Origin of the sequence: Kitasatospora sp. NPDC101176, assembly GCF_044768035.1 — a bacterium.
Taxonomy (GTDB): Bacteria; Actinomycetota; Actinomycetes; order Streptomycetales; family Streptomycetaceae; genus Kitasatospora.
On sequence record NZ_JBIWPA010000011.1, the window covers coordinates 1 to 14,586 of the forward strand.

Annotated in this window: 10 protein-coding genes; 3 read left to right on the forward strand and 7 right to left on the reverse strand. The window is 74.7% G+C overall.

All coding sequences use genetic code 11. The annotated features are described in order from the left end of the window. Positions 1–103 precede the first annotated feature (103 nt). The 4 genes from ACIRS1_RS17435 to ACIRS1_RS17450 all read right to left on the reverse strand — a co-directional run bounded on the left by ACIRS1_RS17435 (position 104) and on the right by ACIRS1_RS17450 (position 4,774). Positions 104–784, reverse strand: a complete 681-nt coding sequence (locus ACIRS1_RS17435; RefSeq protein ID WP_402840489.1) for a nucleoside/nucleotide kinase family protein — start codon at positions 782–784, stop codon at positions 104–106. Between the two features lie 51 nt (positions 785–835). Next, positions 836–1,795, reverse strand: coding sequence for an LD-carboxypeptidase (locus tag ACIRS1_RS17440; RefSeq protein WP_402840491.1), 960 nt, complete (start codon positions 1,793–1,795; stop codon positions 836–838). 98 nt (positions 1,796–1,893) lie between these two features. Further along, entirely contained in the window at positions 1,894–2,952 is a 1,059-nt protein-coding gene (gene trpS / locus ACIRS1_RS17445) for a tryptophan--tRNA ligase (protein ID WP_402840494.1), read from the reverse strand. Between the two features lie 250 nt (positions 2,953–3,202). After that, positions 3,203–4,774 (reverse strand): APC family permease, encoded by a 1,572-nt coding sequence (locus ACIRS1_RS17450; RefSeq protein ID WP_360209510.1) that lies wholly within the window; start codon positions 4,772–4,774, stop codon positions 3,203–3,205. A 279-nt stretch (positions 4,775–5,053) separates the two neighbouring features. Here ACIRS1_RS17450 and ACIRS1_RS17455 point away from each other — a divergent pair, with 279 nt between their 5' ends. Together ACIRS1_RS17455 and ACIRS1_RS17460 are read left to right on the forward strand one after the other, a co-directional pair. Then, a complete protein-coding gene (locus tag ACIRS1_RS17455; protein WP_402840787.1) occupies positions 5,054–6,109 on the forward strand; it encodes an ABC transporter substrate-binding protein in 1,056 nt (351 codons plus the stop codon). 118 nt (positions 6,110–6,227) lie between these two features. Then, entirely contained in the window at positions 6,228–7,493 is a 1,266-nt protein-coding gene (locus tag ACIRS1_RS17460) for a hypothetical protein (protein WP_402840497.1), read from the forward strand. Between the two features lie 149 nt (positions 7,494–7,642). On the opposite strand, the gene ACIRS1_RS17465 is transcribed toward ACIRS1_RS17460, so the two are convergent. Further along, a complete protein-coding gene (locus ACIRS1_RS17465) occupies positions 7,643–8,176 on the reverse strand; it encodes an NUDIX domain-containing protein (RefSeq protein WP_360209251.1) in 534 nt (177 codons plus the stop codon). Between the two features lie 96 nt (positions 8,177–8,272). Between ACIRS1_RS17465 and ACIRS1_RS17470 the strand changes: the two genes are divergently transcribed. Beyond that, entirely contained in the window at positions 8,273–9,274 is a 1,002-nt protein-coding gene (locus tag ACIRS1_RS17470) for an ATP-grasp domain-containing protein (protein WP_402840500.1), read from the forward strand. Between the two features lie 168 nt (positions 9,275–9,442). On the opposite strand, the gene ACIRS1_RS17475 is transcribed toward ACIRS1_RS17470, so the two are convergent. After that, complete coding sequence (locus ACIRS1_RS17475; protein ID WP_402840502.1) at positions 9,443–13,519, reverse strand: ABC transporter transmembrane domain-containing protein; 4,077 nt, start codon at positions 13,517–13,519, stop codon at positions 9,443–9,445. A gap of 375 nt (positions 13,520–13,894) precedes the next feature. Continuing rightward, the gene (locus tag ACIRS1_RS17480; RefSeq protein ID WP_402840505.1) at positions 13,895–14,560 is read right to left on the reverse strand and encodes a TetR/AcrR family transcriptional regulator; all 666 of its coding nucleotides are present in this window, start codon (positions 14,558–14,560) and stop codon (positions 13,895–13,897) included. Positions 14,561–14,586: the final 26 nt, after the last annotated feature.

The window sequence follows — 14,586 nt, forward strand, 5'->3', positions numbered from 1 at the left end:
CGACAAAGCGCGACCCAGCCCGAGCCGGGAAGTGGTGTTTCGAAGGATTGGCCGCCCCGGGACCGTCCGCGCCGATGCGTGTCCGGTGCTCCCTGCCGAGCGACTAGGGAACACTACCCCTGTTCGGCGCCGCGGGCAAACCACTGCCGGTGACCGTCCGGGTGCAGCGCGGGCGCCCCGTCTTCACGTACTCGCCGTTGGGGTGGTCGTTGCCGGCGACCCAGTCGCGGGCGGTGGCCTCGTCGCGCCCGATGTCCCGGTGGCGGCGGAGCAGACGTTCCTCGCGCAGGGCGTCGTCGGTGTCGACGTACCAGAGCTCGCGCAGCAGGCGGCGGGCCTCCGGCCACGGGGCGTCGGTGGAGGCGAGGTAGTTGCCCTCGGTGATGACGAGGCGGGTGTGCGGGCGGACGACGTGCCGGGCGGCGACGGGTTCGTCGAGGGTGCGGTCGAAGTCGGGGACGTAGACGTCCCGGAAGCGGTCCCCGGCGATGCGGTGCAGCAGGGCGACGTAGCCGTGGGCGTCGAAGGTCTCCGGCGCGCCCTTGCGGTGCGTCAGGCCGAGGCGCCGCAGTTGGGCGCCGGAGAGGTGGAAGCCGTCGAGCGGGACGTATGCGGCGCTGCCGGGGCCTTCGACGCGTTCGACCTCGGCGACCAGGTGCCGGGCCAGCGTGGACTTGCCGGCCGCGGGCGGGCCGACGAGCCCGAGGATCGTCCGGGCGTTGCTGCCCGGGCCCTGCAGGAGGCCGAGGGCGAGGGCGGTGAGGCTGTCCCCGTTCACACTCATGCGCGCACCCTACTCACCCCGGCTCACCGGGTCACCGCCTCGCGGTCCGCCTCAGGCCCGGCCGGCGAGCGCGGGAACGGCCATGGTCAGCGTGCCGGCGTCGGCGTCCAGGAGGGCGGGGACTCCGAGCGGCACGGTCAGCGAGGACGGGCAGTGGCCGAATCCGAGTTCCCACAGGACGGGGACGCCGAGCGGGCCGAGCCGGTCGAGCATGACGGAGCGGACCCGGTCCGGTCGGCCGCAGCCCTCCCAGGAGCCGAGCGCGATGCCGGCGACGCCGTCGAGGGCGCCGGAGCGCAGGAACTGGGTGAGGATCCGGTCGAGCTGGTAGGGGTGCTCGTTGACGTCCTCCAGGATCAGGATGGTGCCGGCGAAGGACGGCCGCGCTCCCGGGGTGCCGCGTTCGGCCGCCAGCACGTGCGTGCAGCCGCCGGCGGTGACGCCCCGGGCCACGCCCGGGACGAGGGCGGTGGCGGTGGCGGAGGTGAGCAGCGTGGTCGAGTCGGGTTCGAAGAGGGTGCGGCGCAGGTGTTCGGCGGTCGGTCCGTCGGTCACGAAGGCGGAGCCGGAGGCCAGCGGACCGTAGAGGGTGGCGAGCCCGAGGCGCTGGGCGAACGCCTCGTGCAGCGAGGAGACGTCGCTGAAGCCGATGAACGCCTTGGGCGGGACGCGGCGCATGGCGTCCCAGTCGAGCAGGTCGACCATGCGGTGGACGCCGTAGCCGCCGCGGGCGCACATGACGGCGTCGACGGTGGGGTCGAGCCAGGCCTGCTGGAGGTCGGCGGCGCGGTCGGCGTCCGCGCCGGCGAGGTACCCGAGGGAGGGGTGGGTGTCGAGCACGTGCGGGGCGACCGTCACCCGCAGCCCCCAGGAGCGCAGGATCCCGGCCCCGGCGGCGAGCCGCTCGGGGTCGATCGGCCCGCTGGGGGCGACCACGGCGACGTGGTCCCCGGGGCGCAGGTGGGGCGGTCGGGTCAGCCCTCGTGCGGGCGAGGTCGGCTGCTGGTCCATGACCGGAATCCTTCCAGGGGCGCGGGGCGACGCGGTCGGCGGGGTGATGCGGCCTCAGTTCCGGCCGGTTCCGCCGGAACTGGTATGCCCCGTCCGCGTCACACCGATCCCATCACCGACCTGACCTCGGCGAGGGTGGCGTCGGCGATGGCGTTGGCGCGCTCGGCGCCGTCGCGCAGGACCCGGCGCAGGTGGGCGCGGTCAGCGGCGAGTTCGGCGCGGCGGGCCCGGAGCGGGCGGAGGCACTCGTTGACGGAGTCGGTGACGGTGCGCTTGAGGGCGGCGGCTCCGCCGTCCCCGATCTCGGCGGCGATCTCCTCGGGTGCGCGGTCCTGGCAGAGGGCGGCGAGCAGGACGAGGCCGGAGACCTCGGGGCGTGCGGCCGGGTCGTAGGAGATCCGCCGGTCGGCGTCGGTCCTGGCAGCTCGGACGATGCGGGCGGTCTCGTCCTCGGTGGCGCCGAGGGCGACGGAGTTGCCGCGGCTCTTGCTCATCTTGCCGCCGTCGGTGCCGAGCAGCAGCGGGGCGTCGGAGAGCAGCGCCCGGGGCTGGGGGAAGACGGGTTCGCCGCCGCTGTTCGGGTAGCGCTCGTTGAAGCGCCGGGCGACGGTGCGGGCGACCTCGAGGTGCGGCAGCTGGTCCTGGCCGACCGGCACGAGGTTCGCCTTGCAGAAGAGGATGTCGGCGGCCTGGTGGACCGGGTAGGTGAACATCAGCCCGTTGACGGCGGACTGGCGGGAGTGGGCGATCTCCTCCTTGACGGTGGGGTTGCGGTTGAGTTCGGCGACGCTGACCAGGCTGAGGAAGGGGAGCAGCAGCTGGTTGAGGGCGGGGACGGCGCTGTGCGCGAAGATCGTGGCGCGGTCCGGGTCGAGGCCGGCCGCGAGGTAGTCGAGGACGAGGTCCTCGGTGTGCTCGGCGAGCCGGTCGGCGACGTCCCGGTCGGTGATGACCTGGTAGTCGGCGACCACGACGAACATCTCGACGCCCTGTTCCTGGAGCCGGACGCGGTTGCGCAGGGTGCCGAAGTAGTGGCCGAGGTGGAGCGGGCCGGTGGGGCGGTCGCCGGTGAGGACCCGGTCGGTGCCCGGGTCGGCGGTGAAGGTCGCGGTGGTGGCGGCGCCGGCGGGGCCGGTCGCGGTCGCGGTGGTGGTCATCGGGTTTCTCCTCGGTGCGGCGGTGGTGGCGGCCGTCCGGGGGCGGGAGCCCGTCCCGTGGGGAAACACGACAGGGCCGTCCGATCCGGACGGCCCTGGGTCAGGTGTGAGGGGTGGCCGTCCTAGGACGGCCACCAGCTCAGGCCCGCGTGAAGCTTCATGTGCTCGAGGATAGCGTCGACGGTCCGCCGGCGTGGCCGGTCGGTCGATCCGGCGATCGACCGCCGGCCACCGGCGCCCGGCGCCCGTTTCAGTCCTCGACGACCAGCGCGGGGGTGTCCCGGCGCAGCGTCTCGCCGCGGAAGAACTCCGGCCGGACCAGGCCGTAGCCGGTCATCAGCGCCGCGCCGAGCAGCAGGATGCCGACGCCGATGACGAACACCGAGCCGATGCCGAGGACCGCTCCGCTGCCGTACTCCGGGTCCCAGGCGTCGGTGAGGGTCTGCAGGAAGACCCCGCTCAGCAGCACGCCGCCGAGCAGTGGGGCGACGCCCTTGAGGAAGAGGTCGCGCGGGCCGTTGCGCAGCGAGCGGCGGAAGTACCAGACGCAGGCGAATGCGGTCAGCGCGTAGTAGAAGCAGATCATCAGACCGAGCGCCAGGATGGTGTCCTCGACCACGTCCTCGCTGATCAGGCTCATGCCGACGTAGAAGACCGCGGTGGCGGCGCCGGCCGCGGCGGTGGCGTAGCCGGGGGTGCGGAAGCGCGGGTGGACGGCGCCGAAGCGCGGCGGCACGGCGCGGTAGGCGCTCATCGCGAGCAGCGTGCGGGCCACCGGGATGAAGGTGGTCTGCAGGCTGGCGGCCGCGCTCGCGACCACGGCCAGGAAGAGCAGGACGCTCCAGGGCGACCCGAGCACCGGGCGGGCGAGCGCGGCGAAGACGTTGTCGGAGGTCTCCGGATTGCCCAGGCCGGGGCCGGTGGAGCCGACGCCCGCGAACATCTGTGCGGCGATCGCCACCAGGAGGTAGGAGCCGACCAGGGTGACCATGGAGGTCATCGCCGCACGGCCCGGCGTCCTGGAACTGCCGAGGGTCTCCTCGTTCATGGTGAGGCAGGTGTCCCAGCCCCAGTACATGAAGATCGACAGGGACAGGCCGGCGGTGAAGGCGCTGAAGGAGCCGACCTCCAGCGGGTTGAGCCAGGAGGCGGAGAAGCCGATCGAGTCGGGGAGCTCGCCTGCGGCGGCCTTGCCGATGGCGATGACCGAGAAGAGCACCAGCACGGCGAGCTGGAGCCCGACCAGGCCGTACTGGAACCACCGGGTGGCCGTCATCCCCCGGTAGCTCATCGCGGTGGCGCCGCCGATCAGCAGGACCACGGTGAGCAGGTGGACGGCCTGGTTCTGGTCGAGGTCGGCGACCCGGCTGCTGCCGGTCATCTCGCCGAGCATCAGGTAGAGGAAGTCGGTGGCGACCCCGGCCAGGTTGGAGAGCACGATGATCGTCGCGACGGTCAGGCCCCAGCCGGCCATCCAGCCGACCCGGGGGCCGAAGGCCTTGACCGTCCAGGTGAAGGACGTGCCGCAGTCCGGGAAGTCCTTGTTCAGCTCCTTGTAGGCGAACGCGACGAGCAGCATCGGCAGGAAACCGGCCAGGAACACCGCGGGCATCTGGACGCCGACCGCGGTGACGGTCGGCCCGAGCGTCGCGGTCAGGCAGTAGACCGGGGCGACCGTCGAGACGCCCAGGACCACGCTGCTCAGCAGGCCCACCGAGTTGCCCGACAGGCCCTTGTCCCCCGCTCCCCCCGCCGTCCCCCGGTCGGGGACTCCACCACTGGCACCACTGACCGGGGTGCCCTGCGGAGCGCCGGGCGCCATTGCCCGGCCGCTGCTTCCGTGCTCTGAGAGCTGCTGATCACGCACCAGCGCACTCTAGTGCGGATGCAGAAGGTTGAGCAGACCAACTCTTGGTGATTTTATGCACGTACGTTGAGGTTTGGGCACGTAGTAGGTTTGCCTAACCTAACCTCGATCTCGAAGGAGCGTCGCGTGGCCCCCACCTCCGGCGACCTCACCTCCGGCGCCCCCGCCCCCGGCGACCCGGCCCGCGTCGGCCCCGCCCCGGTAGGTCCCCGCACCCCGTCCCGCCGCCGGTTCCTGTCCACCGCCGTCGCCGGCGGAGCGGTGCTCGGCCTCGGCGGGCTCCTCACCGCCTGCGGCGGACCCGGCGGCAGCGGCGGCCCCGGCGCCTCCGGGGGGTCGACCCCGGGCACCGGCGGCTCCCCGCCCGACCAGAAGTCGGTGAAGCAGGGCGGCGACGACTACGCCACCGTGATCGAGAAGATGAAGGGCTTCGGCACCGACGCCGCCCCCGGCGTCTACCCGCGCACCGTCCGGCACGCGATGGGCGAGACCGTCGTCCCCGCCCGGCCCACCCGGGTGGTCGTTCTGGACACCGGCGAGCTCGACAACGTCGTCTCGCTCGGCATCCAGCCGGTCGGCGTCGTCCACACCGACGGTTCCAAGTCGCTGCCCTCCTACCTCAAGGACAGGGCCGGCGCCCCCGCCGCGGTCGGCACCATCAACAGCCTCAACCTGGAGGCGATCGCCGCGCTCAAACCCGACCTGATCCTCGGCAGCCGGCTGCGCGCCCAGGACCAGTACGCGCAACTGTCCAAGATCGCGCCGACCGTCTTCTCGCTGCGCCCGGGCTACCCCTGGAAGCAGAACTTCCGGCTCAACGCCAGCGCCTTCGGTCTGGAGGCGGAGGCCGGTGCGCAGCTCGACGCCTACCAGGCGGCCGCCACCGCGGTCGGCGCCGGACTCGGCGGCAAGCGGCCGACCGTCACCCCGCTGCGCTTCATGCCGGGCCGCACCCGGCTGTACGCCGGGCTGTCCTTCATCGGCACCGTCCTCGCCGACGTGCCGCTGCCGCAGCCCCCGATCGAACAGGTCGAGGAACTCGCGGTGGAGGTCAGCCCGGAGCAGATCGACAAGGCCGACGCCGACTGGATCTTCTACGGCGTCTACGGCACCCCCACCGCCACCAACCAGGACACGGTGCTCGGCGGCGCGCTCTGGAAGACCCTCGGTGCGGTCAAGTCCGGTCAGGCCCGACCGGTTTCGGACGAGACCTGGTTCCTGGGGCTCGGCGTCCTGGCGGCGAACGCGGTGCTCAGCGACCTCAAGGGTTTCGTCGCGCCCGGCACTTGAGCCGGCACACCGGGTAGGGGCGGGCCCGGTCCGCGCGCGCGACCGCGGAAATGACGCTTGGAGCTGATCGCGCGGTGCGGGAGGATCGTCGGGACCGTCCGCCGAAGGGCCCGTGCCGATGACCTCGCTCCACCCCACCGCAACCGATCCGACGCCGCCCGGCCCGCCCGCGGACGGCGCCGGAACGCCGGCACCGCACGCCGGGCGCTGCGCCGTCACGACGGCCGCCGAGGCCGGCCCGGCCGGCGCCCCGGGGGCCTCCCCCAGCGGTCCGGCCGGCGACCCGTGCCACCCCGGCGGCGCGCGACCCGACTCGGTGCCCCGGCCCCGCGGCTCGCAGGACGCACCGCTGGACGGCCGCCCCGCCGACGAGGACGCCGCGACGGACGATCCGACCACGTCACGGCTGCGGGCGGCGCTCGCCGAACGGCTGCGGGCCGCGCACGCGCAGGGGCGCTCGGTCTCCGAACTGGCGGCCGCGTGCCGTCGGCCGGTCGCGGAGGTACGGGCCCTGCTCGGCGGGGACGGCGCGGGCCGGGCCGAGGAGTCCGACGGCGTCGGCCGGGGGCGCCCCGCGGGCGGCTCAGACGGCGTGGACGGTCTGGACGGTCTGGTCCGTGCCGCGGGCGGCCCCGGCGGTCGGGACCGGACGGACGGTGTGCACGGCGGCCTCGGCGCGGCCGACCCGGGGAGCGCGGCGGTCCCCGCGGGTCCGGAGCGCGCGAGCGGCACCGGGACCACCGGGTACACCCGGTTCCCCCTCACGACCGCCCCGACCGCGGACGAGACCGACGTGCCCGTCCTGCGGGCCGCCCGCGAGGACCTGCGGGGCTTCGGGTCGCGGCGGCCCTCCCCGTCCCGCCGGCTGCGGCGGATGCACCCGGAGAGCGCCCCGGCCGGACCGGCCGCCGTCGGCCCGGCCGAACCGGCGGCCCCGGCCGGCCTCCAGGACGGGGACGGCCGGGTGGTCCTCCCCCGTACGGGTGAACCCGCCGATGCCGGCCGGACCGTGGAGCAGTGGCCGGCCGCCGACCCCGGGGCGGCGCGCGGCGAGACCCCGCTGGGCATCCTGATCAGTGGCAGCCCCCTCCAGCCCGAGGCCGTCGGCCGCCCCGAGGAGCGGGCTCCGGTCCGGGTGGCGGCCGACACCGTCCGGCTCGGCCGCGGCACCAGCCTCGTCGTGCTGCCGTCCTGGCGGCCCGCCATCGCCGTCTCGGTGCCGACCGACCGGCTGCTGGCCGCCACCGGGCTCACCTTCGAGCAACTGGCCGGCGCGCAGCTGACGGTGCTGATGAACCCCGCCGCGCTGCACGACCGGGAGTTGGACCTGCACGGCTGGGAGGCCGGACCGGGCGGGCGGGCCCGGCGCGGCGGGCGGCCGTAGGGCCGACGGGACGACGGCCGCCCGCACGGGAGCCCTGCGGTCGGCGGGTGATGTGCCGCGGGTGATGTGCGGCGGGGTCGTGCGTGGCGGATCGCGGCCGGCCGTCGGTGGCTGAGCGTCAGCGGGCGGTCGTCAGCATCCGGTCGTCGTCAGCGGACGTCCGGGGCGTTCGGCACGTAGCCGAGGTCGACGGGCACCGGGGGCCGTCCGTCCACCGCCCAGCCCGAACGGACGGCGTCCAACAGCTCCGGCAGTCGGGGCGGCCAGAGCGCGTCGGCGTTCTCGTCGGCCAGGTCGGCCGGGGTCCACCAGCGCCAGTCCAGGATCCGGTCCTCGGCGTGCACGGCGCTGACGTCGCCGACCGGCCCGCGGTGCGGACCGGTGGTCAGGTAGATGTGCTCGTGCTGGCGGACCGGGGTGCCGTGCCAGGTGAAGTCGTGCTCCCAGGTGCAGAGCAACGGGCCGGGTTCGAGGTCGGTCCAGCCGGTCTCCTCCCAGAGCTCGCGCCGCGCGCCGGTCCACGGGCTCTCGCCGGTGTCCAGTCCGCCGCCGGGCATCGTCCAGTGCACGCCCACCTCGTCGTTGTCCGAACGCAGCAGGAAGACCGAGCCTCCCTCGTCCAGGACGACGGTGCGGGCGGCCTGTCGGGGAACGCGCTTGCGGGATCGCAGCAGGTTTCGCATCGGATCACTCTGGCAGCGCGGCCCCGGGCCGTCGAGCCGAATTCGCCGGAGTGAAAGCCGCCGACACGGGCGGGCTCCGGCCGTACCCTGACGGCCATGCCCGTACCCGCGATCCTCCTCCCCGCCGACCCGCTCAACCCGCGCCGACCCGACCCGCACTTCGCCTGGGAGGCGCGGCTGTTGCGGGAGTCGGGCGGCGAGCACCACCTGGTCGACCACGACGCGCTGCTCGCCGGACGGGCCGAGGAGGCCGTCCTACGGGTGCCGCGCGGCAGCGGCCCGCTCTGGTACCGGGGCTGGATGCTGCCCTCGGCCCGTTACGCCGAGTTCTCCGCCGCGCTCACCGCACGCGGCGGACACCTGCTGACCAGCGCGGCCGGCTACGCGACGGCCCACGAACTGCCCGGCTGGTACGGCGTGTTCGAGGGGGCGACCCCGCCCAGTACGTGGATCCCGACCGCCGGGGCGGCGCCAGCGGCGGAGGAGCTGGCGGCCGCGGCGGCCCGGCTCGGCGGCAGCGGGCCGGCGATCGTCAAGGACTACGTGAAGTCCCGCAAGCACGAGTGGCACGAGGCCTGCTACGTCCCGGAGTTGGCCGACCTGGCGGCCGTCGGCCGGGTGGTGGCCCGGTTCGTCGAGCTGCAGGGCGAGTTCCTGGCCGGCGGGGTGGTGCTGCGGCGGTTCGAGCGGTTCGCCGGCCTCCCGGACGCCGGGCGGGGGGTCGGCGGCCCCGGGGCGGCCGCGCCGGGCGGTGCCGGAACGGGGGCCGACGGAACGGGGGCCGACGGAACCGGCGATGGCGCCCACGGCCGGGGCGACGGGGCCGGACGGGCCGCGGAGGCGCGGGTGTGGTGGCTGGACGGCGAGCCCGTCCTGGTCGGACCGCACCCCGACGGGCCCCGCCACACCGTCGAACCCGACCTCGACGGCGTCCAGGCGCTGGTCCGGACGCTCGGCTGCCGCTTCGTCACCACCGACCTCGCCTACCGGGCCGACGGCTCCGGCTGGCGGGTGGTCGAGGTCGGGGACGGACAGGTGAGCGAGCTTCCGCACGGCATCGACGCCTCGGGCCTGTTGACCTCGCTGATCGCCGCCTGACGCCGGGGCGGCCGTCGCCCCTCGCAGGCACCGCCGCTCCGAACGCCCCGACCGGAGGCCGCCCGGCCGGGGCGGGAGGCCGGACGGGGAGGGTGGCCGGACGGGGAGGGTGGCCGGAGTCCGGTCGGACTCCGGCCCACGCTGCTCCGGGCGACCCGGCCCGGGGACCTACCCGGCCGGGACGGCCTCGGCCACCGGGTGGCCGTCGGCGATGAAGGCCTCCCACAGCCGGGCGTAGGTGCCGCCCCTGGCCAGCAGTTCGGCGTGGGTCCCGTCCTCGACCACCCGGCCGTGGTCCAGCACGACGACCCGGTCGGCGCGCTCGGCGGCGGTCAGCCGGTGGGCGATCACCAGGGTGGTGCGGCCGCCGCTGAGCCGGTCGGCTGCGTGGTTGACCGCCGCCTCGGTGGCCAGGTCCAGGGCCGCGGTCGCCTCGTCCAGCAGGAGGATGTCCGGGTCCACCAGTTCGGCCCTCGCCAGCGCGATCAGCTGGCGCTGGCCCGCCGAGAGGTTGCGCCCGCGGCCCGCGACCTCGTGGTCGTAGCCGCCGGACAGCTTGAGGATCATGTCGTGCGCGCCGACCGCCCGGGCCGCCGTCTCCACCTCGGCCGGCGAGGCCTGCGGCCGGCCGTACGCGATGGCCTCGCGCACCGTGCCGGCGAACAGGTACGCCTCCTGCGGCACCACGCCGAGCCGGTGCCGGTACTGCGCCAGGTCGTAGCGGGTGAGGTCGACCCCGTCGACCCGGACGGTGCCGGCCGTCGCGTCGTAGAACCGGGCGACCAGCTTCACCAGCGTCGACTTCCCGGCGCCGGTCTCACCCACCAGCGCCACCGTCTGCCCGGCCGGGATGTGCAGGTCCACACCGGTCAGCACGTCCGGCGCGCCGTCCGCCCCGCCGTTGTAGGCGAAGCTGACGCCCTCGAAGGAGATCTCCCCGCGCAGCCCCTCGGGGACCGGTACGGGGTCGGCGGACTGCACGGTGGTGGTCGGGGTGCGCAGCAGCTCCCGGATCCGGCCGAGGCCCACCGAGGCCTGCTGGTAACCGTCGAACACCTGGGACAGCTGGTTGACCGGCGCGAAGAACAGGTCGATGTACAACAGGTACGCGACCAGCGCGCCGACCGTCAGCGTCCCGGCGTCGACCCGGGCGGCGCCCACGATCAGCACCAGCGCGGCGGCCACGCTGGAGAGGAACTGGACGAACGGGAAGTACAGCGAGATGTAGAGCTGCGCACGGACCCGGGCCTCGCGGTAGGCCTCCCCCCGGGCGACGAAGCGGTCGGTGTTGGCGTCCAGGCGGCGGAAGGCCTGGACGATCCGCATGCCGGCCACGTTCTCCTGCAGGTCGGCGTTGACGGTGCTGATGAGGTCCCGGGAGAGCTCGTACTGGTCCTTGGACTTCTTGCGGAACACCAGCGTGGCGATCACCAGCAGCGGCAGCACCGCGAAGACCACCAGGGCCAGGCCGGCGTCGATGATCAGCAGCGCGGCGAAGATCCCGGCGAAGGTCAGCAGGCTGACCACGGCGGTGACGACGCCGGTCTGCAGGAACGAGGTCAGCGAGTCCAGGTCGGTGGTCATCCGGGTCATGATCCGACCGGACAGCTCGCGCTCGTAGTAGTCCAGGCCGAGCCGGTTCAGGTGGGCGAAGATCTTGAGCCGGAGCGAGTAGAGCACCCGCTCGCCGGTCCGTCCGCTGACCCGGTTCTCGGCGCTCTGCACCAGCCAGTCCAGCAGCACCACGACGAGCGCGGCAAGCGCGGCGACGGCGACCCCGGACATCAGGGCCTTGCTGACGCCCTGGTCGATGCCGTGCCGGATCAGCACCGGCAGCACCAGGGCCGCGCCGGCGTCCAGCGCGACGAGCAGCAGGGCGAGGGCCAGCGGGGCCCGGAAGGGGCGCAGCATCCGGCGGAGGGTGAAGTCCGGGTCGCCGGCCTCGGCCTCGGACCGGGGGATGGCCGGGGTGTCGGTGGCCGGCGGGAGCGCGGCGACCGTGGCCAGCAGGTCGGGGTTGGCGGTGCGGGCCGCCTTGACCAGGGCGGGGGTGGGGAGGGCGGGGACCGCCGGTCCGCGCTCCGGCGCGGCGGTCTGGCCGGCCGTCCGCCCGGGGGGCCCGTCGAGGGTCTGGTCAGGGGCCTGGTCAGGGGCGTGGTCGGGGGCCCGGTCCGCGGTCGGGTCCGTCGCGTCGTCGGGAGCCTGCTGCCCGGAATGCTGCCCGGCGTGCTGTTCGGACGGCTGCCCGGGTGCGGGCTCCGCCTGCGGCCGCCGGGAGGCGCGGCCCGCCTCGTGGTCGGTGATCAGCGCCCGGTACTGGGGACATCGGGCGTCGAGCTCCTCGTGCGTGCCGATGTCCAGGAGCCGGCCGTGATCCAGGACGGCGATCCGGTCGGCGAGCTGGAGCGTCGACCGCCGGTGCGCGATCAGCAGCGTCGTGCGGCCGGTCATCACCGAGCGCAGCGCGTCGTGGATCTCCGCCTCGATCTGCGGGTCCACCGCCGAGGTGGCGTCGTCCAGCAGCAGGATCCGGGGGTCGGTGAGGATCGCCCGGGCCAGTGCGATGCGCTGGCGCTGGCCGCCGGAGAGGGTCAGACCCTGCTCGCCGACCCTGGTCTCGTAACCGTCCGGCAGCTCGCGGACGAACTCGTCGGCCTGGGCGGCGCGCGCGGCCGCGACGACCTGCTCGTCGGTGGCGTCCGGGCGGCCGTAGGCGATGTTGGTGCGGACCGACTCGGAGAAGAGGAAGCTCTCCTCGGGGACGATCCCGACCGCCGCGCGGACCGAGTCCAGGGTGAGGTCGCGCAGGTCGTGCCCGTAGATCCGGACGGCGCCGGCCGCCGGGTCGTAGAAGCGGGGCACCAGCTGCGCCACCGTCGACTTGCCGGAGCCCGAGGCGCCGACCAGCGCGAGGGTCTCGCCCGGGGCCAGCCGCAGGCTGAGGCCGTGCAGCACGGGGGCGGGGTGCTCCGGGTCGTAGCGGAACTCGACCTGGTCGAACTCCAGGGCGACGTCCGGCGTGCGCGGGCCGGCGGAGCCGGCCGGGGAACCGGGGGTGACGGCGGCGTCGGGCGAGGCCTCTGCGGCCCCGCCGTCCCGGCCGGAACGGGTGAGGTCGAGGGTCAGCGCGTCCGGGCGCTCCTGCACCAGCGGACGGTCGTCGATCAGCTGCAGCACGCGCTCCACGCCGGCCCTGGCCTGCTGGCCGATCGTGATGACCGCGGTGAGCATCCGCACCGGACCGGTCATCTGCGCGACGTAGGCCGAGAAGGCGACGAAGGTGCCGAGCGAGACCCGGCCGTCGACGGCCAGCCAGCCGCCGAAGGCCAGCACCGCGACCTGCGCGAGCGCCGGGATCGCCTGCATCGCCGGGTTGTAGCGGGCGTTGAGCCGGATCGACCGGAGGCGGGCGGCGAACAGGTTGCGGGACGCCAGCTCCAGTTTGTCGAGCTCCTGGGCCTCCTGACCGAAGCCCTTGACCACCCGGACGCCGCCGATGGCGCCGTCCACCACGCCCGCCACGGCCGCCGCCTCCTGCTGGGCGGCCCAGGTGGCGGGGAACAGCCGCTTGCGGCTGAGGGAGGAGACCCACCACAGCGCGGGCGCCATCACCAGGGCGATCAGGGTGAGCGGCGGGGAGAGCCAGACCATCACGGCCAGCGACATGACGAACATCAGCAGGTAACCGGTCATCATCGGCAGCATCGAGAGCAGGCCGTTGATCAGCTGGAGGTCCGAGGTCGCGCGCCCGATGACCTGGCCGGTGTCCAGGCGGTCCTGGCGGTGGCCGTCGAGTCGGCCGAGCGAGCGGAAGAGGTCGCTGCGCATGTCGTGCTGGACGTCGAGGGCCAGCTGACCGCCGTAGTAGCGACGGACCTGGGTGCAGCCGAAGACCACGACCGCGGCGAGCAGCAGCACCAGGGCCCAGGGGGCCAGCGAGCGGGTGTGCGTGGTGATGACGTCGTCGATGATCAGCTTGGTGACCAGCGGCACCAGCGAGGTGACGGCCATGCCCACCAGCGAGGCGCCGAACGCGAGCAGCACGCTCCGGCGGGAGTGCCAGCAGTAGCCGACCAGCCGGCGGAGCCAGCCGGTCGTCTCCGGGCTCCCGCCGCCCTGCGGGCCCGGGGCGTTCTGCGGGCCCCGACCGGTCTGCGGGCCGGCGCCGGTGTCCTGCCGGCCGGCGCCGGGAACCGGTGGGCCGCTCGGGGACTGCTCCACCGTGGATCCGTGAGTCTCAGGCATATTTAGGGATGCTAACCATTTCGTCGGGTGGCCGCCACGGCGTTCTCCCACCGGGGTGGGGTGGGAGTGGGCCGGGACAGCCCGGATCGTCCGGTCCGGCGGTCTGGCAAACAGCCCGCGCCCTGCGGTGATTCCCGATCGGACCCGCACGGCACGCCACCCCCGCCTGCCTCCAGGGTCGCGGACGGCCCGGCGGACGCCCAGCGGCCGCGGGCCGGTGGGCGCCGTCCTTTGGACCTAGGACCCGGGCCGGGGGCGCCGGGCGGGGCCGGGGCACGGATCAGGGACGCGGATCAGGGACGCGCGGCGGCGGGCGCGCGGCGGGCGCGGACCAGGGGTGCAGGTCGGGGTCCGCGGGGCGTGCCGGTGCCGGCCTCAGGCGTCCGGAGCCGCGTCCGGAGCCGCCTCGGCCGCGACGGAGCCGGCCGCCGCGGCGAAGGCGCCGTGGGCCAGGGCGTGCAGCAGGGAGGCCATGCCGTCGCGCTGGAGGCCGACCCGCTCGCCCTGGGCCGGGTTCGGGGCGAGGCTGTGCGGGGTCGAGTTGATCAGTCCGAAGACGGCGTGGACGGCGGCCCGGGCCACCGGCTCGGCGCTCGGGCCCGCCAGCTGCGGATAGGCCTGCCGGACCACGTCCACCCAGAGCTCGACGTAGCCGCGCTGGAGGCGGCGGACGCTGCGCCGGTCCTCCTCCTTGAGGTTCAGCAGCTCGCGGTCGTGCAGGGTGATCAGGTCGCGGTCGTCGAGGGCGAACTCGACGTGGCCGCCGATCAGGGCGTCGAGTGCGGCGGCCGGACCGTCACCGCCCCCGGCCCGGCGGCGCCCCTCCTCCAGCAGGCGCTCACTGATGCCGATCAGCAGGTCGGCCAGCATCGCGTCCTTCCCGGCGAAGTGGCGGTAGAGCCCGGGGCCGCTGATGCCGACCGCCTTGCCGATCTCGTCCACGCCCACTCCGAGGAAGCCCCGGGCGGCGAACAGCCGCGCGGCCTCCCGGCGGATCTGGTCGCGGCGTGGGAGCGCGGAGGCTGCGGGGACGTTCGGCATGCTGCCCATCGTAGACAGTCGGGTTA